Here is a 23,318-nt window from a genome sequence, read left to right on the forward strand (position 1 = left end):
GCGAATTAGAGCGACAGGCGCGCCAGGGTTTCCTCGGCGATGGCCAGGCTGGCGGTCAGGCCGGGCGATTCGATGCCGAACAGGTTGGCCAGTCCGGCTACGCCATGCACGGCCGGGCCGGCGATGACGAAGTCGGCGGCGGGTTCGTGCGGCCCGGAGATCTTCGGCCGGATGCCGGTATAGCCGGGCGCCAGGGCGCCGTCCGGCAGGCCCGGCCAGTACGTGCGCACCGCATCATAGAACACCTCGGCGCGCGCCGGGTCGAGCGTGTAGTCTTCGGTCTCGATCCACTCGGTATCGGGGCCGAACTTGGCCTGGCCGCCCAGGTCCAGCGTCAGGTGCACGCCCAGGCCCGCGTGCTGCGGCACCGGGTAGATCAGGTGCGAGAAGGGCGCGCGGCCCGCCAGGGTGAAGTAGCTGCCCTTGCACAGGTATTCCTGCGGGATGCTGGCGGGCGGCAGCCCTGCGATGCGGCGCGCCAGGGTGGGCGCGTGGATGCCGGCGGCATTCACCAGCACGTTGCACGACAGGCTCATGGCCTCGTCGCCGCCGAACTGCACCTCGAAGCCGCCGCCGGGCCGGACCCGGGCCGACAGCATGGGCGTATGGAACACGCATTGCGCGCCGGCATGCTCGGCTTCGCCCTGGTAGGCCAGCATCAGGGCGTGGCTGTCGACAATGCCGGTCGAGGGCGACAGCAGGGCGGCCGTGCAGCGCAGCGCCGGCTCCAGCGCGGTGGCCGCGGCGCCATCCAGGCGCCGCAGGTCGTCCACGCCATTGGCGCGGGCGCGCGCGGCGATGCCGTCCAGCGCCTGCACCTCGGCGGCGCTGGTGGCGACGATCAGCTTGCCGAGCCGGCGATGCGGGATGCCGCGCGCCGCGCAATAGTCGTACAACAGGTGCTTGCCGCGCACGCACAGGCGCGCCTTGAGGCTGCCCGCGGGGTAATAGATGCCGGCGTGGATCACTTCGGAATTGCGCGAGCTGGTGCCGGTGCCGATGGCTTCGGCGGCTTCGGCCACCAGGACTTCGCGGCCGGCCAGGGCGAGGGCGCGGGCCACGGCCAGGCCCACCACGCCGGCGCCGACGACGATGCAGTCGATGTCAGTGTTCATGAATAATCGGGGTCATTCGGAATGCTTGTGGGCTGGCGTCAGGTCGAAGCCGCCGGCGTGGAACACCAGCGGCGCTTCGGCCGTGTGGCCGCAGCGTTCGACCTCGCCCACCATGATGACGTGGTCGCCCTCGACGTAGCGGCTGCGGTTGCGGCATTCGAACCAGGCGGCGCAGTGCTCGTCCAGCATCGGCGTGCCGCCGGGCGCCTGCGCGCGCGGCAGGCCGGCGAAGCGCTCGCGCGTGTGGCCCAGCGCGAAACGCCGCGCCAGGGCGATCTGGCTGGCCGACAGCACGTTGACGACGTAGCGTTCGCACTGTTCGAACACGTCCAGCGAGGCGGAGGCGCGCGACAGGCTCCAGAGCACCAGCGGCGGGTCCAGCGAGACCGAGTTGAAGGAACTGACGGTCAGGCCGATGGGAGCGCCGTCGGGCGCGGCCGTGGTAACGACCGTGACGCCGGTGGCGAAGCGGCCCAATGCGGTGCGGAAGAACTGCGCGTCGAAATCGGGATCGGTGGCGGGCATGCAGGCGAGTGAAGCGGGGACGGGCGGCGCGTCAGGGCGACAGGCGGTCGATGGCCCAGCCGCCGCGGCCGTCGGGCCGGTAGCGCAGGCGGTCGTGCAGGCGCGACGGGCGGCCTTGCCAGAACTCGAACTGGGTGGGCACCAGGCGGTAGCCGCCCCAGTGCTGCGGGCGCGGAGGCTGTTCGCCGTACTGAGCGCGGACCTCCTGCTCGCGCGCTTCCAGGTCGGCGCGGCTTACCGGCTGGCTCTGGCGCGAAGCCCAGGCGCCGATGCGCGACCCGAGCGGGCGGCTGTGGAAGTAGGCGTCCGATTCCTCGGCCGTGGCTTTTTCCACGCGCCCTTCGATGCGCACCTGGCGCTCGAGCGGCTGCCAGAAGAACAGCAGGGCGGCGCGCGGGTTGGCTTGCAGTTCCAGGCCCTTGCGCGACTCGTAATTGGTGTAGAACACGAAACCGCGCGAGTCGTAGCCCTTGATGAGCACGATGCGGGCCGACGGCTGGCCTTCGGCATCGACGGTCGCCAGCGTCATGGCGTTGGGCTCGGGGACCTGGGCGGCCAGCGCCTCTTCGAACCACTGGTTGAACTGGTCGAAGGGCGAGGCGGCGACGGCGTTTTCCAGCAGGGAGCCTTTCTCGTAGCTTTGGCGCAGATCGGAAACGGACATGGAAGCGGGACCGGCAAACGGCACAAAAGAGGACAGGCTCCAGTTTACCGCCATCGCCGGCGCGGCCCCCGGCGCCCGCTGGCGGCCTACGCTAGTTGTCGGGCAACGGGTCCGGTTCCGCTTCGAGGCGGCGCGCGATGCGGTCGAGCCGCGCGTCGTGGATGCCGGCCGCGCGCAGGGCGTGGGCGGTCTGCATGACGTATTCGGTGCAGCGCCCATAGCGCCCGGCCGCGCGCCGCACGATGGCCAGCAATTCGGCTTCGGGCAGGGCCCGTATATAGGCCGGATTGTCGCGGTTCATGATGAACACCAGGGCCCTTACCGGACCGGCGTCGGTGGCGCAGTTGATCCAGCGCGGCAGGTAGGCTCCGGTGGACATCTCGCGGTCCCACAGGGCCGGGAAAAAGTCGGGCACCGCCTTGCCGGCCAGCCGGTAGACCACGCCGCGGCACGAGCCGCCGCGGTCCAGCCCGAATACCAGGCCCGGGCATTCCGGCGTGCCCCGGTTGACCCGCGACCACAGGCACAACGCGCGGTGGTGGCCGCGCAAGGTGGCCAGGCGCCGTTCCTGGTATTCGAAGTCGGGGCGCCAGATCAGCGAGCCGTAGCCGTAGACCCACACGTCCTCGCCCTGGCGCCAGTGCTTCAGGGCGTCATCGAGCGAGGCGCGCCGTTCTTCGGGCGTCCAGAGGCGAAAGGGTACGGAGGAGGCGTTGGGCGGCGGATTCACGGCGCGGGCGTCTCGGCTTCTTGCGGGGGGTGACGATTGGCCCAGCCGCCGGCGCTCAATGCCAGGGCGTAGGCCCAGAAAAGGGGGGCAATGCCAATTACCGCACCCAGCGCGCCGAAGGTCAACGGCAGGGACACCTGCGAGGCGTTGATGAACGCCATGCGCAGCCCGACCGCCTCGGCGGCGCGGCCATGCGGCGTGTGCTGGTGCAGCAGCGACAGCATGCTGGGCTGGCAGCAGCCCAGCGCCAGCCCCAGGATGAAAGACAGGCCGATCAGCAGGGTAACGTCGGCGAACAGCGGGTAAATGAGAAAATCCACCACGGTAATGGCCATGGCGGTGCGGACCAGCGTCCAGGACCGCACCCGCGTCTGGATATAGGGCAATACCAGGCGGATCAGGAACGTTCCCAGCGCGAAGGCCGCCAGTATGCTGCCGATCGTGGTGGCCGACAGGCCGATGGCCACGCCGAACAGCGGCACCACGAACAGGTGGGTGTCCCAGGCCCCCGACAGGATGGTATTGACCATCAGGATGCGCCGTAGCGGCGGCAGCTTGAGCAATTCGGTCACGCGCCGGCGGGCCACCTGGCGCGCGGCCGGCTCGATGCTGTGGTCGACGGCGCGCAAGGCGGGCTGCAGGCGCCGCAGGCCGGCCAGCGCCACCAGCGGCCCCAGGGCCAGGATGCCGAACGCCAGGCGCGAGCCGAGATGGTCGATCGCCAGGCCGGCGATCAACGGGCCGCTGAAGCCCGAGCCCGCCATGGCCAGCGACAGCCACGAAAAATTGCGCAGGCGGCGCTGCGGCTCGGCGTGGCCGAGCACGTCCTGGGTGGCGACCTGGTGCAGCATGAAGCCGATGCCGATGCTGCAGGCGGCCACCAGCAGGGCGAGCTGCGTCTGCGCCGCGAAGGGCAGCAGCGTGCCCAGCACGACCAGCGCGTTGCCCAGCGTCACTGGGCGGCGCACGCCGACCCGGTCGATCCATTGGCCGGCGCGCACCGACATCAGCATCGGAATCACCGCGAACACGGCGACCAGCCCGCCGACGATGAAGGTCGACAGACCCAGTTGCAGGGCGGTCAGCGATACGGTGATGCGTCCCCCTGTCAGCGCCACATGGTTCAGCATGGCGACCACGCACAGCAGGCCCGCGCCGGAAAATTCCGTCGCGGCGGGGGTGGGCGAAGGGGAAGGAGATGGGGCGGACACGGCGTTAACTTCAGCCATTCTGACCCCAACTCCCCCCAGTGTCGAGGTTGCCGGCGGATGACGGGCGCGTGCCCGCGGCCGGGGCCGCGCTGCCGGTAACAGCCACGTTGGCGCAAGACTGCCGGCAGTTGCATAGCAGATGCCGGCAGATGCCTGCTTTGTGGCCGCGCAAATACATGTTCGATCAATGATCGCGCCTGTGTCGTTATTGCAACGTCGGCCCGGCCGTCGCGCCCTGGCCGCATCGTGGGAAAATACGCGCCATGGCACTTGCACCTGTCCCCCAATCCCCCGGCACGGCCGATCCGCTGTGCGAGATCGACGCCGAGCGCCGCTTTGGCGGCCTGGCCCGCCTATATGGCCCCGACGCGCCGGCCCGGCTGCGCGACGCCCACGTGGCGGTCGCCGGGCTGGGCGGCGTCGGGTCGTGGGCCGCCGAGGCGCTGGCGCGCTGCGGGGTGGGGGCGCTGACCCTGGTCGACCTGGACCACATCGCCGAATCCAATATCAATCGCCAGGTCCATGCGCTGACGCCGACCCTCGGCCAGGCGAAAGTCGAGGCCATGGCGGCGCGCATCCACGCTATCAACCCGGATTGCGTGCTGACGCGCGTGGATGATTTCGTCGAGCCGGGCAATGTCGGCCAGGTGCTGGGAGGCTATTACACCGCCGTGGCCGACTGTACCGACCAGATCTCCGCCAAGATCGCCATGGTGCTGCACGCGCGCGAGCGCGGCCTGCCCCTGCTGCTGTGCGGCGGGGCGGGCGGCAAGACCGACCCCCTGGCCCTGCGCGCCGGCGACCTGTCGCAGGCGGTCAACGACGCGCTGTTGGCCAAGCTGCGCAACACCTTGCGCCGCCAGCACGGTTTTGCCAAGGCCAGCGATGCCCGCGGCAAACCCCTGAAGCGCGTGCCGCGCATGGGGGTGCGGGCGCTGTGGTTCGACCAGCCGGCCATCCTGCCGGCCGCCTGGAGCCGGGCCGCCGAGGTCGACGACGACCTCGGCGCCGCGCCCGCGCCGGCCGCGCCACAGGGACTGTCATGCGCCGGGTACGGCTCGGTGGTGATGGTCACCGCCGCCATGGGGCTGGCGGTCGCCAACGAGGCCGTGCGCCTGGCGCTGGCGGCGCCGGGCCGCTGATCAGCGGCCGGCCAGCAGATCGAATTCCATGCGGATCTTCTGGAACGGGAACTCCAGCCGCGCGAAATAAACCACCCGCCCGGCAATGCAGGCGAAGCGGCGCAGCTCGGCCACCGGCGCCGAGACGGGAATGTGCAGCGCCTCGGCCGATTCGCCGCCGGCCTCGATGACATTCAGCACCTGGCGCGCATGCGAAAGCTGGCTGCCGTAGAACTGGTCCAGCACCGGCGCCACCGTGCTGGTGCGGATACGCGAGCGGTGCTTGCGGAACAGTCCACTGTCCAGGTAGACCTCGCTGTAGCAGAACGGCCCGGCCTCGGTCACGTGCACGCGGCGCAGGTGCTGGAAGCGGCCGTCGCGCGCGAATTCGCAGGGCATGCCGAGCGGCTCGGGCAGCGGGACGCCGGCGCTGGACTCCATCAGCGAGACGGTGCCGAGCTGGTTGCTCAGCGCCACCGTCTCGTCCCAGCTTTTGGGGAGCAGCAGCGTCGGCGTTTGCGGCAGGGCTTCGTTGACGAAGGTGCCGGCCCCGCGCGAGCGGCGGATCAGGCCTTCGCTTTCCAGCAGGCCGAAGGCTTGCCGCACGGTCGAGCGCGCGACGCCATAGCGCTCGACCAGGACTGCCAGCGGCGGCACCTGCTGGCCGGGCCGCCAGCAGCGGCTGTGGATGTTGCTGCGGAATACCGCCGCCACCTGCAGGTACAGCGGCTGGGGGCTGCGCGCGAACAGTCTGCCGGCTGCCATGATCAGGCGCCGGCCAGCAGCGCGTCGGCCATGTCGCGCAGCCGGTGCTTCTGGATCTTGACCGAGTTGGCGCTTTCCACCGACGGGAAGGCGTCCAGCACCTGGAAGCCGACGGGCACTTTGAAGCCGGCCAGCGCGCGGCGGCAGGCGGCGCGCCAGCCCTCGGGGTCGGGCCGAGCGCCGGCGTGCAGCAGCACGAAAGCAAACGGTACCGTCTTGCCGTGCTGGGTCGCGCCCACCACCTGGCAGGCCCGCACGCCGGGCAGGGTCTCGACCAGCCGTTCGATCTCCGCCGGGTTGACCAGAAAGCCGGCCAGCCGCAGCGAATCGCCCATGCGGGCCTGGAATACGAACTGGCGCCCGCTCAGCGTATAACCCAGGTCGCCGGTCTTGAAATAGCCGTCGTCGGCCAGGGCGGCGGCGGTGGCCTCGGGGTTGTCCAGGTAGCCGCGCATCAGGCTGGGCGCCTGGATTTCCAGTTCGCCCGACTGGCCGTGCGGCAGCACCTCGCCGGATTGCGGATCGCGGGCGCGCACGCGCGCTTCGGCTTCGGGGTAGATGAGCCGGCCGCCCGCCAGATAGCGCACCGACACGTCGCCTTCGCTCGCGTCGAGCGGCTGCGCGGCCACCAGCGCGACCAGTTCGCTGGACCCGTACAGGCCGGTCAGCGGCACGCCGTGCGCGGCGGCCAGGTCCAGCAAGTTGTCGAGCGCCGGCGCGAAGCTGGCGAAGCCGCACAGGCGCAGCGTGTCGAAGTCGCCCGGGCGGCCGTCCCGGAACCATTGCGCCAGCGCCTCGTTGTTGGCGTAGGCATGGGTGACGCGGTGGCGCCGGATCGCGTCGACGGCGCGGCCGGCGTCATACACCGGCTCGCACACCACCGGCACGCCGCGCGCCAGCGCCCCGGCCAGCATGGCGAAGCCGAACGCGCCGCAGAAGGGCGCCGCGGCCAGCACACGGGTGGCGGCATCGTAGCCGTAGGCATGGGCGATGGCGTCGCCATGGCGCAGCAGCGTGCGCTGGTCGTGCAGCACGAACTTCGGCAGCGAGGTGGTGCCGGAGGTGGTGAAGCACAGTACGCCGTCGTCGCGCCCGGCCGGCGCGGGCACGGGAGCGGCGCTGCGCGCCAGGCGGTCGAAGTCGAGCAGCGGCAGGCCATGCGGCGGCGGCGCCTGGCCTGCCGCGTCCAGCGCGATCACGCCGCGCAGGCCGGCCAGCGCTTGTGCCGGCACGTCGGCCAGGATGGCCGGGAAGTCGATGCCCTTGAAGCCGGGCCAGTACACCAGCCAATCGGCCCGGCCCCGGCCCAGGATGTCGGCGACTTCCGCGGCGCGGAAGCGCGTGTTGACGGCCAGCACCAGCGCGCCCAGGTGCGCGCAGGCCAGGAACGACACGACCCATTGCGCGCAATTGGGCAGCCACAGCGCCACCCGGCTGCCGGGGCCGATGCCGGCCTCGGCCAGGCCGGCGGCCAGGGCGCGCGAGGCGTCGCGCAAGGCGGCGAGCGACAGCGGGCGGTCGCGGTCGATGAGCGCGACCGCGTCGGGATGCCGGCGCGCCAGGCCGTCCAGGCGGGCGGCGAACGCCGCCGCGGCGGATTGCGGAGGTGTTGTGTGGGCCGACATTCTTGTGGTTATATGCTTAAAGTACGTATTTAAGTACTTTATTGAAATCCCGTAGCGGATACAAGCGTGCCCCGGCACGACGACAAGAGGAGACAACCCATGCGGCAACCCTCGCGCTTTTCCTTGATGAAATGCCTGGCCGTCGCGGCGTTGACGGCGCTGTGCGCGCCGGCCGCGCAGGCCGCGTACCCCGACCATCCCGTGACCGTGGTGGTGCCGTACCCGCCCGGCGGGGCCGCCGATATTTTCGGCCGCGCCATCGCCCACGCCATGGAGCCCGGCCTGAAGCAGACCGTGCTGGTGGAGAACCGGCCCGGCGCGGGCGGCAACGTCGGCATGGCGCACGTGGCGCGCAGCGCCGCCGACGGCTACACCCTGGGCCTGGGAACCATCGGCACGCAGAGCATCAACCAGTTCCTGTACGACAACATGCCGTTCGACCCGGCCCAGGACCTGGTGCCCATCGCGCTGGTGTCCACCACGCCGAACGTGCTGGCGGTGCGCACCGATTCGCCCTTCAAGACGCTGGCCGACGTCATCGCGGCGGCCAAGGCGCGCAAGGACAACAAGATCACTTACGCCTCGCCTGGCGTCGGCTCTTCGGTGCACCTGACCGGGGCCTATTTCGAGGCGGTGGCCGGCATCGAGCTGCTGCATGTCCCGTTCAAGGGCACGTCCGCGTCGCTGCCGGCGGTGGCGGGGGGGGCAGGTCGACCTGCTGTTCGACAACCTGCCCGGCTCGCTGGCGCAGATCCGCGACGGCTCGCGGGTGCGCGGCATTGCGGTTACGTCGCTGCAGCGCGATCCCGCCGTGCCCGACCTGCCCACCTTCGCCGAGGCCGGCCTGCCGGGCTTCGACGTGACCGCCTGGTTCGCCTTGTACGCGCCGCGCGGCACACCCGAGCCGGTCGTGCGCGCCTTGATCGACGCGGCGCGCGCCGGCCTGAAGGCGCCCGAACTGGGGCGCCAGTTCGCCGCCATGGGCGCGCAGCCCGGCACCTTGTTCGGCGCGGACCTCGGCGCTTTCGAGCAGCGCGAGCGCGACAAGTGGGGCAAGCTCGTCAAGCAGCGGGGTATCGCGGCCAAATGAAACATTCCACCGTCCTGGTCACCGGCGCCAGCCGCGGCATCGGCCGCGCCATTGCCGCGCGCCTGCTGGAAGACGGCTATGAAGTGGTGAACTTCAGCCGCGGCGCGCCGGCCAGCCTGCTGCCCGGCGAAACCTTCATCTCGGTCGACCTGAACGATGCCGAACGCACGCGCCAGGCGGTCGCCGAGCTGGCCGCGCAGCGCGAGGTCCTGCAACTGGTGAACAACGCCGGCATGATCAAGGTCGCCGAGATCGACCAGGTGTCGCCGCAGGCCCTGCAGGACACGCTGGCGGTGAACCTGGTGGCGCCGCTGCTGTTGTTGCAGGGCCTGCTGCCGGCGATGCGGCGACGCGGCTACGGGCGGGTCGTCAACATCGGCAGCCGCGCCGCGCTGGGCAAGCCGGGGCGGACCGCCTACGGCGCCAGCAAGGCCGGCCTGGTCGGCATGACGCGCACCTGGGCCCTGGAGCTGGCGTCCGCCGGCATCACCGTCAACGCGGTGGCGCCCGGCCCCGTGGCGACCGAGCTGTTCAACTTGTCGAATCCGCCCGATCATCCGCGCACCCGCGAGCTGGCGGCCGCCATCCCCGTGGGGCGCATCGGCCAGCCGGAAGAAGTGGCGCACGCGGTCGCCATGCTGCTGGATCCGCGCGCCGGCTTCATCACCGGCCAGACCCTGTACGTGTGCGGCGGATTGACGGTGGGCGCGGCCTGAGCCGCCCCGCCGTCAGCCGCCGCGCAGCGTCACGTCGAACCAGCCGCGCAGTGCGTTGGACAAGCGGATGCCCCGCGCCGCGTGCAGGTCGTCGAGGGTCAATACGCGCTCCTGCGCGCGCCCGGTCTCCAGCAGTTCGGCGCGCAGCACGCCCGGCAGGCAGCCGCTGGCGGGCGGCGGCGTGTACCACGCGCCGCGCACTTGCAGGTAGACGTTGGTGCGGCTGCCTTCGCACAATTCGCCGCGCTGGTTCAGGAACAACAGGTCGAAGACTTCCGGGTGCGTCGCCAGCCAGGCGGCGGCCGCGCCGTACCAGGGGCGGTGCGTGGTCTTGTAGCGCAGCAGCGGCTGGCCGGCATCCAGCGGCTGGTCGGCCAGCATGACTTGCTGGCCGGGCGCCAGCGGCGGCAGCGGCGCGGCCTGGATGCTGTGCCGGCCGTCGCGGTCGAGCAGCAGGCGCAGGCGATGCGGTCCCGGTGTGGCCAGGGCATCCGCGGCGGCGCGCAGCGCGTCCTCGACGGCATGGCCCGGCCACGCGTAATCGAGCGCGGCACAGGCGGCTTGCAGGCGCGCCAGGTGGCGGGCCAGCAGCGGGATGCGGCGCCCGGCATCGACCAGCAGGGTTTCGATCAGTTCGACAGACATGTGGCGTTCCAGTGCGCGGTTCGTGGGGCGTTGGTTCGTTTCATGTGGAGTGCGGGTTCGTCGGGCGTCCTGGCCGGGGCAGGGCGGGGCGTCCTGCAGGATGCGGGCCTTCCACAGGCATTCCTGCCATTCGAGTTCGGGGTCGGAGTCGTGCACGATGCCGCCGCCCACACTGTAGACGCCGCGGCCGGCTTTATCCAGCACCAGCGTGCGGATCGCCACGTTGAGCGAGAAATCGCCGTCGGGCGCCAGCCAGCCGATGGCGCCGCAATACAGCCCGCGCGGCGCGATCTCCATCTGGCGGATGCGGCGCATGGCCGCCACCTTGGGCGCGCCGGTCACCGATCCGCAGGGGAACAGGGCATGCAGCACCTGTGCCAGGGTGGCGCGCGGCGCCTGCGCGGTGACAGTGGAGGTCATGGTCCATACCGTCGGATAGCGTTCCAGCGAGAACAGCGACTCGACCCGCACCGAGCCGGGTTCGGCCAGCCGGCCCAGATCGTTGCGCAGCAGGTCGACGATCATCAGGTTCTCGGCGCGGTTCTTGGGGCTGGCGTGCAGTTCGCGGCCCAGCCGCGCGTCTTCGGCGGGGTCGGCGTGGCGCGGCGCGGTGCCTTTCATGGGGCGTACCGTCAGGCGTGCGCCGTCGCGCCGCACGAACAGCTCGGGCGAGAACGACAGCACCACGCGCTCGCCGTCGTCGATGCAGGCGCCGTGCGCCACCGGGTGCCGCGCGGCGATGTGTCGGTACAACTGCTGCGGGTCGCCCTGCACGCGCACGTCCAGCGGCTGGGTGTAATTGACCTGGTACAACTCGCCGGCCGCGATCAGCGCGCGGATCGCCTCGATCTGGCGCAGGTAATCGGCGCGCGCCATGCGCGGCTGCAGCGATTCGATGCGGGCGCTGCCGGGGTCGGCCGGAGCCGGCCACGGCGCCTCGCGCGCCATGTGTCCGGCCACCAACGCCACCAGGCGCGGCGCGCCGTCCTCGCCGCGCGGCGCCACCGGCCGGCCGCCGGGCGGCGGCAGGGTGGTCTCGGGGGCCAGCCACTCGCCCAGTTCATAGTCCAGCAACAGCGCGACCCAATGGCCGGCGCGGCGCGCCGCCTCGATGGCGCCCAGCGCGGCCGGCAACTCATCCGGCCGGCGCGCCTCGATGCGCTGGCGCAGGCCGCGCAGGCTCAGCGCGCGGCCCGCCAGCCGGTCTTCAAAACGGCATTGCATGATATCGAGGCGCCAGGCGCCGGGTTGTAGAGAAGGCAGCCATCGCGACACGACAGGTGTCAGACACCCGGCGCGCCGACCGTCGCCGTGGCGCGGGCCGGCAGGCCGGGAGTCTGACACCGCCGGGGGAGGCGGCCATCGCGACACGACAGGTGTCAGACACCCGGCGCGCCGGCCGTCGCCATGGCGCGGGCCGGCAGGCCGGGTGTCTGACACCCTCTGTGGGCGGCGTGTCCTGCACATCCAGGAAACCTGCCGCTCTCCCAATATGCGACTGCATGACGACCCTATCGTTGCTGCGCCAGGAACTCCGTCAGCACCCGTCCGGTATGGGAGCGATCGCGCAATTCCATGACCTGCTCGGGCGAACCTTCGGCCACCAGCCTGCCGCCGCCGGTGCCGCCTTCCGGCCCCAGGTCCAGCAGCCAGTCGGCTTCGGCGATCACGTCCAGGTTGTGTTCGATCACCACCACCGTGTTGCCCGCCGCCACCAGCCGGTGCAGCACGTGGATCAGCTTTTCCACGTCGGCCATGGACAGGCCCACCGTGGGCTCGTCCAGCACATACAGCGTATGCGGAATGCGCGAGGCGCGGCCCGTGGTGATGACGCCTTCGGTCAGGCGCGCCTTGGACAGCTCGGTGACCAGCTTGATGCGCTGCGCCTCGCCACCAGACAGCGTGGGCGAGGGCTGGCCCAGGGTCAGGTAGCCCAGCCCGACGTCCTGCATCAGCTGCAGCGGCCGGTGGATCTTCGGATGCGCGGTGAAATAGTCCAGCGCGTCATCGACCTCCATATTGAGCACTTCGCCGGCATTCTTGCCGCGCATCTGCACCGACAGCGTGTCGCTGTTGAAGCGCGCGCCGTTGCAGGCGTCGCACGGCACCTTCACATCGGGCAGGAAGCTCATCTCGATGGTGCGCATGCCCTGGCCTTCGCAGATCGGGCAGCGACCGTCGCCGGTGTTGAAAGAGAAGCGCGCCGCGCCCCAGCCGCGCATGCGCGCCTCGCGGGTATCGGCGAACTGCCGGCGCACGTCGTCCCAGAAGCCGATGTAGGTGGCCGGGCACGAGCGCGGCGTCTTGCCGATGGGGGTCTGGTCCACTTCCAGCACGCGGTCGATGGCCTGCCAGCCGGTGATTTCCTCGCAGCCGTTCCAGCGCGGCGCCTTGCCTTGCGAAACGGCCTGCACCAGGTTGTCCAGCAGCACCTCGCGCGCCAGGGTCGACTTGCCCGACCCCGACACGCCCGTGACCACGCTGAGCCGGCCCACCGGGATGCGCGCGTCGACGTGGCGCAGGTTATGGAGCCGCGCGCCGCGGATCTGGATCATGGGCGTGTCGGCCTCGACCGGCCGGCGGCCCTGCAAGGGGTGGGCCAGTGGCTTGGCCAGGTAGCGGCCCGTCACCGACTCGGGGTTGTCGATCAGGTCCTGCGCGGTGCCCTGCGCCACCACGCGGCCGCCGCGCACGCCGGCCCCGGGGCCGATGTCGATGATGTGCGAGGCGCGGCGGATGGTGTCGTCGTCGTGTTCCACCACCACCAGCGTGTTGCCGTTGCCTTCCAGGCGCGCCAGGGCGTCGAGCAGGATGCGGTTGTCGCGCGGGTGCAGGCCGATGGTAGGTTCATCCAGCACGTAGCACACGCCCTGCAGGTTGGACCCCAGCTGCGCGGCCAGGCGGATGCGCTGCGCCTCGCCGCCGGACAGCGTGGGGGCGGCGCGGTCCAGCGCCAGGTAGTCCAGCCCGACCTCCTTCATGAAGTTCAGGCGGCCGCGGATTTCCGCCAGGATGTCGCGCGCGATCTCGCCCTCGCGGCCGCGCGCCACCAGGCCGGTGAAGAACGTGTGGGCGTCGGATACCGGCATGGCGGCCAGCTCGGCGATCGAGCGGTCGCGCCAGCGCACCGCGCGGGCCACCCGGTTCAGGCGCTGGCCGTCGCACTCGGTGCAAACGCCGGCTTCGCCTTCGTAGGCGGCGTTCCAGGCGTTCTCCTCGCCGGTCTGCTCGGCGTCGAAGTCCTGCAGTTGCAGCCCGGTGCCGAAGCAGCCGGGGCACCAGCCGTGCTTGGAGTTGTACGAGAACAGGCGCGGGTCGGGCTCGGGAAAGCTGGTGCCGCACGACGGGCAGGCGCGCTTGACCGAGAAATGCTGCTGCTGCAGTTCGCTGTCGAGCGCTTCGTGCAGCTTGTCGACCGGCCACACCATGCTCATCACGCCCTGGCCGTGTTCCAGCGCGCTCTTGACGGCCTGGCGCAGCGCCGCCTCGTTGTCGGGATCGACCACCAGGTCGGCCACCGGCAGCTCGATGGTGTGCTCCTTGTAGCGGTCCAGGCGCGGCCAGGGGCTTACGGGAATGAACGCGCCGTCGACCCGCAGGTGCGTATGGCCCTTCGAGCCGGCCCATTTGGCCAGGTCGGTGTAGTAGCCCTTGCGCGCGGTCACCAGCGGCGCCAGCAGGCCGATATGGCGGCCCTTGTGCTCGCGCATCAGGCGCGCCACGATCTGGTCGGCGTTCTGCGGTTCGACCGCCACGTTGCAGTCCGGGCAATACTGCGTGCCCAGCTTCACGTACAGCAGGCGCAGGAAGTGATGGATCTCGGTCATGGTGGCCACGGTCGACTTGCGTCCGCCGCGGCTGGTGCGCTGCTCGATCGCCACCGTGGGCGGAATGCCGAAAATCGCGTCCACGTCCGGCTTGCCGGCCGGCTGCACGATGGCCCGCGCGTACGCATTGAGCGATTCCAGGTAGCGCCGCTGCCCTTCGTTGAACAGGATGTCGAATGCCAGCGTGGACTTGCCCGAGCCGGACACGCCGGTGATCACCGTGAACTTGTCGTGCGGGATCTCGACGTTGACGTTCTTCAGGTTGTGCTCGCGCGCATTGCGGATCTCGATCGCCTGCGCCTCGCGGCGGCGCCGCACCACCGATTGCAGCGGCGTGCCGCCGCCCGCGCCATAGGCCGCCACCGGTTCGGCCAGCACCGGCGTCAGGCCGGCCTGCTCGGCGATCTGCGCATCGGCGTCGTCGGTCACCACCACATCGCCCGGCAGCACGCTCACCGCGTAGTCGCGCAGGGCGGCGCCGGTGTGCGAACGCGGATTGTCCATCAGGTCCTGCGGCGTCCCTACGCCGACCACCTCGCCGCCGGCGTCGCCGCCTTCGGGGCCCAGGTCGATCAGCCAGTCGGCGGCGCGGATCACGTCCAGGTTGTGCTCGATCACCAGCAGCGTGTGGCCCGCCGCCAGCAGCTTGCGGAACGCCCGCATCAGCCGCGCCACGTCGTCGAAATGCAGGCCGGTGGTGGGCTCGTCGAACAGGAACAGGCTGCCTTTCTTGGCCACCTTGGCGGTGGCGATGCCGCTGCGCGCGGCCTCGGCCAGGTGGCCGGCCAGCTTCAGGCGCTGCGCCTCGCCGCCCGACAGGGTCGGCACGGGCTGGCCCAGCCGCACGTATTCCAGGCCGACGTCGGCCAGCGGCGCCAGGCCGGTCTGCACGTCGCGCAGGCCCTTGAAGAAGTCCAGCGCCTCGCTGACCGTCATTTCCAGCACCTGGTCCACCGAGGCGCTCTTGCCCAGGTGCTCGACGCGCACTTCCAGCACTTCGGGGCGGAAGCGCCGCCCGTCGCAATCGGGGCAGCGCAGGTAGACGTCGGACAAGAACTGCATCTCGACATGCTCGAAGCCGGTGCCGCCGCAGGTGGGGCAGCGGCCGTCGCCGCTGTTGAAGCTGAAGGTGCCGGCGGTGTAGCCGCGCTCGCGGGCCAGCGGCGCCTGCGCGAACAGCTTGCGGATGGCGTCGAAAGCGCCCACGTAGCTGGCGGGGTTGGAGCGCGCGGTCTTGCCGATGGGGGTCTGGTCCACCATCACCACGTCGGCGATCTGCTCGGCCCCGAGCAGGCGTTCGTAGGCGCCCGGCGCCTCGGTGGGCTTGCCCTGGTGCTTGAGCAGGGCCGGGTACAGCACGTCCTGCACCAGGGTGGACTTGCCCGAGCCCGATACGCCGGTGACGCACACCAGCCGCCCCAGCGGCAGCTCGATCGAGACATTGCGCAGGTTGTGGGCGGTGGCGCCTTCCAGCACCAGGCGCGGCGTGTTGGCGGCCACCGGCATGGGGCGCGGCGCCTCGACGCGCTGTCGTCCGCCCAGGTAATCGCCGGTGAGCGTGGGCGTGGCGCGCAACTGGGCGGGCGTGCCGTCGAACACGATGCGCCCGCCGCGCTCACCCGGCCCCGGGCCGATGTCGATGATGCGGTCGGCCGCCACCATGACCTGCGGATCGTGCTCGACCACCACCAGCGTATTGCCGGCGTTGCGCAGCCGGTGCATGACTTCCACCACGCGGTGCATGTCGCGCGGGTGCAGGCCGATGGACGGCTCGTCCAGCACGAACAGCGTGTTCACCAGCGAGGTGCCCAGCGCCGTGGTCAGGTTGATGCGCTGCACTTCGCCGCCCGACAGCGTGCGGCTCTGGCGGTCCAGCGTCAGGTAGCCCAGGCCCACGTCGCACAGGAACTTCAGGCGCGCCCGCACTTCGCTCAGTAGCAGGTCGGTGGCCGCGTCCAGCGCGCCGCTGAACGACAGGGTGTCGAAGAACTTGCGCACGCGCTCGATGGGCAGCAGCATGACATCGTGGATCGACAGGCCAGCCAGCGATTCGAGTTGTGCGCGGGCCCACGCGGCGCTGGCCGGCATGAAGCGCTGGTAGCGTGCGTCGCCGGGCGGGAGCACTTGGTCGGCTTCCATTTTGCTGCCTAGGCGCCACAGCAAGGCGTCGGGCTTGAGCCGCGCGCCGTGGCAAGTGGGGCAGGGCGTGTAGCTGCGGTACTTGGACAGCAGCACGCGCACGTGCATCTTGTAGGCGCGGCTTTCCAGCCAGGCGAAGAAGCGGTGCACGCCGTACCACTGGGTTTTCCAGGCGTTGTTGCCGCCCTTCCAGTCGGGGTCGCCGTGCAGCACCCAGTCGCGCTGCGCCTCGGTCATGGCTTTCCAGGGCACCGACATGGGCACGCCGGCGCGCGGCGCGTACTTGGCCATGTCGTCCTGGCATTCCTTGAACGAGGGCGTCTGCCAGGGCTTGATGGCGCCCTCGCGCAAGGTCTTGTTCTCGTCGGGAATGACCAGGCCGTAGTCGATGCCGATGACCCGCCCGAATCCCCGGCAGGTCTCGCACGCGCCCAGCGGCGAATTGAACGAGAAGCTGCTGGGCAGCGGGTCGGTGTATTCGATGTCGCAGTCGGCGCAGTGCAGGCGGTCGCTGTATTTCCACACCTGCGCATCGGCGCCGTCGTCATCCAGCACGTGCACCGCCATGTGGCCGCCGCCCATGCGCAGGGCCGTGTCCAGCGCTTCCATGACGCGCTCGCGCTCGGCGCCCGACCAGCGGAAGCGATCCTGCACCACGTGCAGGATGCGGCGCTCGCCGGCCGCCGCCGCGGCCTTGCCCTTGCCCTTGCCCGCCCGGCCCTTGCCGGCGGCCGGCGCGCGCGGCGCGGCGCTTTCTTCATGGTGCACGCGCGTATAACCCTGCTGCTCGAGAAAGCCGCGCACTTCGTCTTCGGTGAAATTGGCGGGCACCGCGATGGGGAAGGTCACCACCAGGCGCGCGTCGCCGGTGGCCGGCGACCGTTGCGCCAGCGAGGCGTGGATCGAGTCCGGCGTGTCGCGCCGCACTTCGGTGGCGCAGCCTCGGCAATACAGCTTGGCGCCGCGCGCGAACAGCAGCTTGAGATGGTCGTTCAGCTCGGTCATGGTGCCGACCGTGCTGCGCGAACTGCGCACCGGGTTGGTCTGGTCGATGGCGATGGCCGGCAGGATGCCTTCGATGCGGTCGACCTGCGGCTTGTCCATGCGGTCCAGAAACTGGCGCGCATAGGGCGAGAAGGTTTCCACGTAGCGGCGCTGGCCTTCGGCATACAGTGTGTCGAACGCCAGCGAACTCTTGCCCGAGCCCGACACCCCGGTAATGACCACCAGCTCGCCGGTGGCGAGCGTCAGGTCGAGATTCTTCAGGTTGTTCTGGCGTGCGCCGACGATGCGAATGTGGGAGCTCATGGCGGGGAGGGGAAGGGCAGGAGGAAGATGGCCGGAAGGCGACAGGATATCGCTGAAAATATCTGTATATATAAACAGTATCTCAGATTCTCATTATTCCCGGTAGCGCGCCATCGACAGGAGGAGAATCGCCGTGGATAATGCCTATATTGTGAAAATATTGTCTATATTATGGACAAACACGGTGGCCGGTGCGGGTTCCGGCGGCTCGCCGATGCGATGATAATGAATACCGGGCGCGGGCCCCTGCCGCGCCGCCCGCCGGACCTTTTGCGAGATGCCCATGAATTCTGAAGCCGCCGCCCCGCTGTCCCGATTGATGGCCGACCGCGTCGTGCCCGTGCTGCGCTACGGCGATGCCGCCACGGCCGGCTATGCGGCCGAGATCGCCATCCAGGCGGGCTGCGCCGCGCTGGAGCTGACCTGGACCATCCCCGGCGTGGCCGACCTGGTGCGCGCCCTGCGCGACAAGCACGGCGACGCGCTGACGCTGGGCGTGGGAACCGTGCTCGACGAAGCCCAGGCGCGCGAGGCGCTGGTGGCCGGCGCCGATTTCATCGTCTCGCCCGGGTTGGTGCCCGGCATTGCCGACATGGCCCACGCGGCGGGCGCGTTGTGCCTGCTGGGCGCCTTCACGCCCAGCGAAGTGCTGCAGGCCCGTCGCGCGGGCGCCGACATCGTGAAAATCTTCCCGGCCGACACGGGCGGTCCGCGCCACCTCGCCGCACTGAAATCGGTGTTCCCCGACACGGTGTTCTGCCCCACCGGCGGCGTGACCCGGCAGAACATGGGCGAATACTTCGCCGCCGGCGCGGCCCTGGTGGGCATCGGCGGCAACCTCTACGACAAGGCCGCCTTTGCCGCGCGCGACACCGCCGCGCTGGTGCGCCAGGTCATGCAGACGCGCGAGGCCGCCCATGGCTGATTTCGACATCGTCGGACTGGGCGAGGCGCTCATCGAATTCAACCAGACGCGGCGCGGCGAGCCCCAATACCTTCAGGGCTATGGCGGCGACACCTCCAATGCGGTCATTGCCGCGGCGCGCCAGGGCGCGCGCTGCGCTTACCTGACGCGCGTGGGCGGCGATGCCTTCGGCGAGCAGATCCTGCAGCTCTGGCGCACCGAGGGGGTCGATACCTCGGGCGTGCGGGTCGACGAACAGGCGCACACCGGCGTGTACTTCGTGCAGCATGGCGCCGACGGCCATGTGTTCAGCTACCTGCGGCGCGACTCCGCCGCCAGCCGCATGCAACCGGCCGACCTGGACAGCGGCCTGCTGGAGCGCACCCGCTACCTGCATGTGTCGGGCATCAGCCTGGCGATCAGCGCCAGCGCCTGCGACACCGCGTTCGCCGCCATCGAACGCACGCGCGGCGCGGGTGGACAGCTCAGCCTCGATTCCAACCTGCGCCTGCGCCTGTGGCCGGTCGCCCGCGCCCGCGCGATCCTGCGCGAGGCCTTGAGCATGGCCGACCTGTTCCTGCCCAGCATGGACGACCTGCGCCATCTCACCGGCCACACCGACCCGGACCGTACCCTGGACTGGATCCGCGCCGCCGGCGCGCCGGGGGTGGTGGTGCTGAAGCTCGGCAAGGACGGCGCCATCGTCGATGACGGCCGCGAGCGCCGTGTCGTGCCGGGCGTGGCGGTGCAGGCGGTGGACGCCACCGGCGCGGGCGATTGCTTCGCCGGCAACCTGCTGGCGCGCCGCTGCGCCGGCGACGACTGGCTGGCCGCCGTGCGCTACGCCAATACGGCCGCGGCGCTGTCGACCACCGGCTACGGCGCAGTGGATCCCCTGCCGCGCCCCGCCGCGGTCCAGGCGCGGCTGCATGCGGGGCAGGCCGGGCCGGCCTAGGCCGGCTGGCGGCCAGCCCGTTTTCAGGCTAGAATGCCGAGTTATCCCGTTTTTTGCCACCAGCCTGTAGCCCCTGGCCCGGACCGATCCGGTTTCATTCCAAGGGCGCGCCGGGCGGGTTTGGGCACCATCGAACCTTACCGGAGAATCCATCATGGCTGAGCGTAAACGCGTACGTCGCAACACCCTGGAACGCCGTTGCCTGGGCAAGTCGTTCAAGCGCCTGTTCGTCAACGCGCCCAAGGGCGTCTTCAAGATGCTGGAAAAGATCAAGCGCGTGTAATCCGCCCGCTTGCACAAAAAACCGCCGGCTGCCGGCGGTTTTTTTTCGCCTGCCGGCGCCTATTGCGCGGTGCGCCTCTTCCCGCATGCCAAGCGGGCCCGCCGCCTCATTCGACCGGGTCCAGCCACGGCCGCAGGAAGTCCATGAAGGCGCGTGTCTTGGCCGGCAGCACGGGCGAGGGAAACACCGCGAACACCGACAGCGGGTCGGTGCTCCAGCCCGGCAGGATGCGGCGCAGGCCGTTGCGATCGATGATGGGCGCCAGGGCGCGGCAATTGGGCAGCCGCGTGATGCCGAGGCCCAGCCCCGACAGCGTGCCGATGACGCTGATGTTGTTGCCGGCGATCGCGCCCCGGATCTGCACCCGCTCGCTGCGCTCGCCGTTGCGCAAGGTCCAGAATGAATGCTCGTGGTCGATGGCGGTGCGCAGGCATTCGTGCGCCGCGAGGTCGCCCGGCTGGCGCGGCTCGCCGTGCGCCTGCAGATACTCCTGCGACGCATACAGGTAGCTTTCCAGCGCGACGATCTCGCGCACGGCCGGGTCTTCCGCCGCGCTCGGCTCTGCCGCGGCGGGATGGCGGCCGAAGCGCAGCGCGATGTCGAACGGGCCGCCCTGCGAGTTCTCGATCGCCTTCTGGTTCAGGTCGAACTCGCATTCCAGGTCGGGATAGCGCTCGGTGAACGCTTTGAGCGCCTCGGGCAGCAGCCAGATGGCCATGCTGTAGGGAATCGAAATGCTGAGCCGTCCTTGCGGGCTGGCGGACAGCGCGAGGATCTGTTCATGCGCCAGGCGGGCTTCGTCGACCAGCCCCTGGCAGCGCTGCAAGTAAGCGACACCCGCGTCGGTCAGTTCCAGCCGCCGCGTGTTCCGGTTGATCAATCGCAAGCCGATGGCGCGCTCCAGTTGCCCGATGCGGCGCGACAGGGTCGACGTCGGCATGGACAGTGCGCGGGCAGCCAGGCTGAAGCTCTTGCGCCGGGCCACCTCGACGAACAGCGCGATATCGTTGAGCTGGACGGGATGGGATTCCATGAATATTCCGGATGGGCGGGGCAGAGTTTGCCCGCCGGACGCGCGCCGGCGCCCTCATCTCGTACAGAAATGAAAAAACATGACAGATTTTTTTGCAAAATCAGACGGGGCGGATACGTTGACAACACGCATATCCCATACACTGGAGCCCTTGTTTTTACCCATCACATAATCAGAACAGACCGTCGCAGTCGTCCACCCGCGAGCCGGCACAGCGCATGAGTGACCCGCATTACGTGTTTACGGTACTGACGCCCACCTACAATCGGGCCGCCACGCTGTACCGTGTCTATGAATCCCTCAGGCGGCAGACCTGTCGCAATTTCGAGTGGTTGATCGTCGACGACGGCTCCACCGATCGCACGCACGAGGCCGTGCTGGCCTGGCAAGCGCAGGCCGATTTCCCCATCCGCTACGTCTGGCAGAAGAACCAGCACAAGAAAACCGCGTTCAACCGCGGCGTGCGCGAGGCGCGCGGCGAGTTCATCATCACGCTCGACAGCGACGACGAAATCCCCCCCGATGCGCTGCAGATCCTGCGCGACGCCTGGGAGCACATCCCGCCCGACCGGCGCGATGCCTATGTGGCCGTCACCGGCCTGTGCGCCCGTCCCGACGGCACCATCGTGGGCGACCGCTTCCCCCAGGATGTCTTCGACACTTCCGCGGTCGAGCTGTATTTCCGCCATCGCATCAAGGGTGAAAAATTCGGCAGCATGCGCACCGAAGTGTTGCGCCGCTTCCCGTTCCCCGAGGACGTCGCCGGCTTCGTGCCGGAAAGCCTGATCTGGTGGGCCATGGCGCGCGCCGGCTATCTCAGCCGCTGCATCAACCAGGTGGTGCGCATCTACCACCCCAGCGCCGATGGACTGACCCGCGGGGCCGTGTCGGTGCGCAACAATGTGCAAGGCTTGTATCTGTTGGCGTGGGACATCCTGCAGCATCACATGGACTGGTTCCGCTACCGGCCCAAGGAATTCCTGATGGCCGCGGCGCGCTACACGCGCTTTCGCCTCGATCTCGAATATTCCGGCCTGCCCACGGCGGTGCGGGCCTACCGGCTGACCCAGCCGGCGGCGCGCGCTGGTGCTGCTCATGTGGCCGCTGGGGTATCTGCTGTACCGCCGCGACCGGCGGCGCGGGCTGGCGTAGCCGCGCTTGACTTAGAGCGCGCTCTAACCCCTAGCATGGCCGGCATGGAATCCTTCCTCACCATCGAACAGATGGCGCGTCGAGCCGGGCTGAGCGCGCACGCGCTGCGCTATTACGAGCGCATCGGCCTGATCCGCGGCGTGCCGCGGGGGCCGGGCGGCCAGCGCCGCTACGGCCCCGGCGAGATCGCGTGGGTGGAATTCCTGCTGCGCCTGCGAAACACCGGCATGCCCATTGCGCAAATGCGGGAGTTCGCGGCGTTGCGCCATGCGGGAGACGCCACTGCCGGCGCGCGGCGCGCCATGCTGGAGCGCCACCTCGGCCAGGTACGGACGCAGCTCGACGCGCTCGTGCAGGCCGCCGGGGCGCTGGAATCCAAGATCGCCGTCTATCGCGCCATGGAAGGCGCTGCCGCATCGGCTTCCTCCTCATCTTCGTCCAGGAACCGCGATGCAGAACCCACAATTGCCTCCCAACCCGTCCGCCGGCGCGCCCGACCGCTATGAGCGGGGCCTCGAAAAACTGCGGGAGATAGACGGCGCGGCCGGCCAGGCCGTGGTCGACAGCCTGGCCGACATCGCGCCCGACTTCGCCCGCTACCTGATCGAGTTTCCGTTCGGCGACATCTACGCGCGGCCCGGCCTGTCGACGCGCGACCGCGAGATCGCCGTGGTGGCGGCCCTGGCCGCGCTCGGCCACGCCCAGCCCCAGCTCGGCGTGCACATCCAGGCCGCGCTGAACGTGGGCGTCACGCGCGAGGAAATTATCGAGATCCTCATGATGATGTCCGTCTATGCCGGCTTCCCGGCGGCCTTGAACGCCCTGTCCACCGCGCGCACCGCGTTCCGTGCCCATGCCGGCGAGGCTCATCGGGCGGCACCGGTGTCAGACACCTCCGCCGGAGGTGTCTGACACCTACGGGCAGGCTACCGGGCTTCCGGCGCGCCCGCATCCTCGTCGTCATCGTCCTCGTCATCGTCATCGTCGTCGGGCAGCGGCTCGTCGCCCAGCGCGAAGGGCAGCACATCGGCCAGTTCATCGGACCAGGCGGCTTCCTCGCCTTGCTGGTCGAGCTTGACGAAACGCTCGCCCTGCGCGAGCGTGATCTGTATGGCCCACAGGTACAGGCAGTCGTAGGTATCGTCGTCGGACGGGTCGAGCCCGCCGCGATTGCCCAGCAGGCGCGCGGCGGGGCCGCCCAGTTGCACGTGGGGCTGCTCGTCGTCCGGCGCGTCCTGGCCCAGCGGGATGCCGAAGGTGACCCATTCGGTGCCTTCCTCGCCCAGTTCGACTTCGGCCAGCACCGGCTTGCCCAGGTAGGCGCTGAGGGCATCGGCGGTCTTGGCCAGCATGTCCAGTTCCTGGGTGCTGAAATGAGTCAATGAGGCCGGCGGCGTGGCGGAGGCGGACATGGCGGTTCCTGTGGGCGCGGGGGCGCTGCGTGGGTGGATTCGGATAGCGATATTGTCGCGCGTTTGCGCCCGCATTTCGCGCCGCGGGCCCGGGCGGC

18 protein-coding genes and 3 pseudogenes are annotated in these 23,318 nt (G+C 70.0%); 9 read left to right on the forward strand and 12 right to left on the reverse strand.

Features of this window, described 5'->3' with window-relative positions; genetic code table 11:
• Positions 1-5 precede the first annotated feature (5 nt).
• From CAL24_RS04365 to CAL24_RS04385, 5 genes are all read right to left on the reverse strand, one after another.
• Entirely contained in the window at positions 6-1,115 is a 1,110-nt protein-coding gene (locus CAL24_RS04365; protein WP_094805832.1) for an NAD(P)/FAD-dependent oxidoreductase, read from the reverse strand.
• Positions 1,116-1,127: 12 nt separating this feature from the next.
• Positions 1,128-1,640 (reverse strand): flavin reductase family protein, encoded by a 513-nt coding sequence (locus CAL24_RS04370; RefSeq protein ID WP_028356665.1) that lies wholly within the window; start codon positions 1,638-1,640, stop codon positions 1,128-1,130.
• A 31-nt stretch (positions 1,641-1,671) separates the two neighbouring features.
• The gene (gene pdxH / locus CAL24_RS04375) at positions 1,672-2,304 is read right to left on the reverse strand and encodes a pyridoxamine 5'-phosphate oxidase (RefSeq protein WP_028356664.1); all 633 of its coding nucleotides are present in this window, start codon (positions 2,302-2,304) and stop codon (positions 1,672-1,674) included.
• 91 nt (positions 2,305-2,395) lie between these two features.
• Complete coding sequence (locus CAL24_RS04380) at positions 2,396-3,079, reverse strand: gamma-glutamylcyclotransferase (RefSeq protein WP_419670736.1); 684 nt, start codon at positions 3,077-3,079, stop codon at positions 2,396-2,398.
• Entirely contained in the window at positions 3,031-4,245 is a 1,215-nt protein-coding gene (locus tag CAL24_RS04385; RefSeq protein WP_028356662.1) for an MFS transporter, read from the reverse strand. The genes CAL24_RS04380 and CAL24_RS04385 overlap by 49 nt, the downstream gene beginning before the upstream one ends.
• Before the next feature lie 263 nt (positions 4,246-4,508).
• Here CAL24_RS04385 and CAL24_RS04390 point away from each other — a divergent pair, with 263 nt between their 5' ends.
• Entirely contained in the window at positions 4,509-5,387 is an 879-nt protein-coding gene (locus CAL24_RS04390; RefSeq protein WP_094805833.1) for a tRNA threonylcarbamoyladenosine dehydratase, read from the forward strand.
• Here CAL24_RS04390 and CAL24_RS04395 read toward each other — a convergent pair whose 3' ends face one another.
• A complete protein-coding gene (locus CAL24_RS04395; protein WP_094805834.1) occupies positions 5,388-6,131 on the reverse strand; it encodes a GntR family transcriptional regulator in 744 nt (247 codons plus the stop codon).
• Positions 6,132-6,133: 2 nt separating this feature from the next.
• Positions 6,134-7,756 carry an AMP-binding protein gene (locus CAL24_RS04400; RefSeq protein WP_094805835.1) on the reverse strand — a complete coding sequence of 541 codons (1,623 nt, stop codon included), beginning with the start codon at positions 7,754-7,756 and terminating at the stop codon, positions 6,134-6,136.
• Between the two features lie 99 nt (positions 7,757-7,855).
• On the opposite strand from CAL24_RS04400, the pseudogene CAL24_RS04405 reads away from it, so the two are divergent.
• Together CAL24_RS04405 and CAL24_RS04410 are read left to right on the forward strand one after the other, a co-directional pair.
• Positions 7,856-8,846 (forward strand): annotated as a pseudogene (locus CAL24_RS04405) (Bug family tripartite tricarboxylate transporter substrate binding protein).
• Positions 8,843-9,562, forward strand: coding sequence for an SDR family oxidoreductase (locus CAL24_RS04410; RefSeq protein ID WP_094805836.1), 720 nt, complete (start codon positions 8,843-8,845; stop codon positions 9,560-9,562). The pseudogene CAL24_RS04405 and the gene CAL24_RS04410 overlap by 4 nt, the downstream one beginning before the upstream one ends.
• Before the next feature lie 12 nt (positions 9,563-9,574).
• Here the strand turns inward: CAL24_RS04410 and CAL24_RS24260 are convergent, their stop codons facing one another.
• The 3 genes and pseudogenes from CAL24_RS24260 to uvrA all read right to left on the reverse strand — a co-directional run bounded on the left by CAL24_RS24260 (position 9,575) and on the right by uvrA (position 17,481).
• Positions 9,575-10,207 carry an aminotransferase class IV family protein gene (locus tag CAL24_RS24260; RefSeq protein ID WP_249278509.1) on the reverse strand — a complete coding sequence of 211 codons (633 nt, stop codon included), beginning with the start codon at positions 10,205-10,207 and terminating at the stop codon, positions 9,575-9,577.
• Positions 10,208-10,303: 96 nt separating this feature from the next.
• Positions 10,304-11,431, reverse strand: a pseudogene (locus tag CAL24_RS24265) (aminodeoxychorismate synthase component I); the annotation flags it as partial.
• Positions 11,432-11,718: 287 nt separating this feature from the next.
• Positions 11,719-17,481: an excinuclease ABC subunit UvrA gene (uvrA, locus tag CAL24_RS04420; protein ID WP_094805838.1), complete on the reverse strand. Its 5,763-nt coding sequence runs from the start codon at positions 17,479-17,481 to the stop codon at positions 11,719-11,721.
• 283 nt (positions 17,482-17,764) lie between these two features.
• Between uvrA and CAL24_RS04425 the strand changes: the two genes are divergently transcribed.
• The 3 genes from CAL24_RS04425 to CAL24_RS24415 all read left to right on the forward strand — a co-directional run bounded on the left by CAL24_RS04425 (position 17,765) and on the right by CAL24_RS24415 (position 19,623).
• A complete protein-coding gene (locus CAL24_RS04425) occupies positions 17,765-18,406 on the forward strand; it encodes a bifunctional 4-hydroxy-2-oxoglutarate aldolase/2-dehydro-3-deoxy-phosphogluconate aldolase (protein WP_028356653.1) in 642 nt (213 codons plus the stop codon).
• Positions 18,399-19,340, forward strand: coding sequence for a sugar kinase (locus CAL24_RS04430; protein ID WP_094805839.1), 942 nt, complete (start codon positions 18,399-18,401; stop codon positions 19,338-19,340). The genes CAL24_RS04425 and CAL24_RS04430 overlap by 8 nt, the downstream gene beginning before the upstream one ends.
• Positions 19,341-19,494: 154 nt before the next feature.
• On the forward strand, positions 19,495-19,623 hold the full coding sequence (locus tag CAL24_RS24415) for a hypothetical protein (protein WP_005016451.1): 129 nt from the start codon (positions 19,495-19,497) through the stop codon (positions 19,621-19,623).
• A gap of 106 nt (positions 19,624-19,729) precedes the next feature.
• Here the strand turns inward: CAL24_RS24415 and CAL24_RS04435 are convergent, their stop codons facing one another.
• Complete coding sequence (locus tag CAL24_RS04435; RefSeq protein WP_028356648.1) at positions 19,730-20,656, reverse strand: LysR family transcriptional regulator; 927 nt, start codon at positions 20,654-20,656, stop codon at positions 19,730-19,732.
• Between the two features lie 218 nt (positions 20,657-20,874).
• Between CAL24_RS04435 and CAL24_RS04440 the strand changes: the two are divergent.
• From CAL24_RS04440 to CAL24_RS04450, 3 genes and pseudogenes are all read left to right on the forward strand, one after another.
• A pseudogene (locus tag CAL24_RS04440) lies at positions 20,875-21,808 on the forward strand (glycosyltransferase family 2 protein).
• A gap of 71 nt (positions 21,809-21,879) precedes the next feature.
• Positions 21,880-22,314 (forward strand): MerR family transcriptional regulator, encoded by a 435-nt coding sequence (locus CAL24_RS04445; protein WP_249278510.1) that lies wholly within the window; start codon positions 21,880-21,882, stop codon positions 22,312-22,314.
• Positions 22,259-22,720: a carboxymuconolactone decarboxylase family protein gene (locus CAL24_RS04450; protein WP_094805841.1), complete on the forward strand. Its 462-nt coding sequence runs from the start codon at positions 22,259-22,261 to the stop codon at positions 22,718-22,720. The genes CAL24_RS04445 and CAL24_RS04450 overlap by 56 nt, the downstream gene beginning before the upstream one ends.
• Positions 22,721-22,734: 14 nt before the next feature.
• Here CAL24_RS04450 and CAL24_RS04455 read toward each other — a convergent pair whose 3' ends face one another.
• A complete protein-coding gene (locus CAL24_RS04455; protein ID WP_094805842.1) occupies positions 22,735-23,220 on the reverse strand; it encodes a hypothetical protein in 486 nt (161 codons plus the stop codon).
• Positions 23,221-23,318: the final 98 nt, after the last annotated feature.

The organism is Bordetella genomosp. 2, assembly GCF_002261345.1.
GTDB lineage: Bacteria > Pseudomonadota > Gammaproteobacteria > Burkholderiales > Burkholderiaceae_B > Bordetella_A.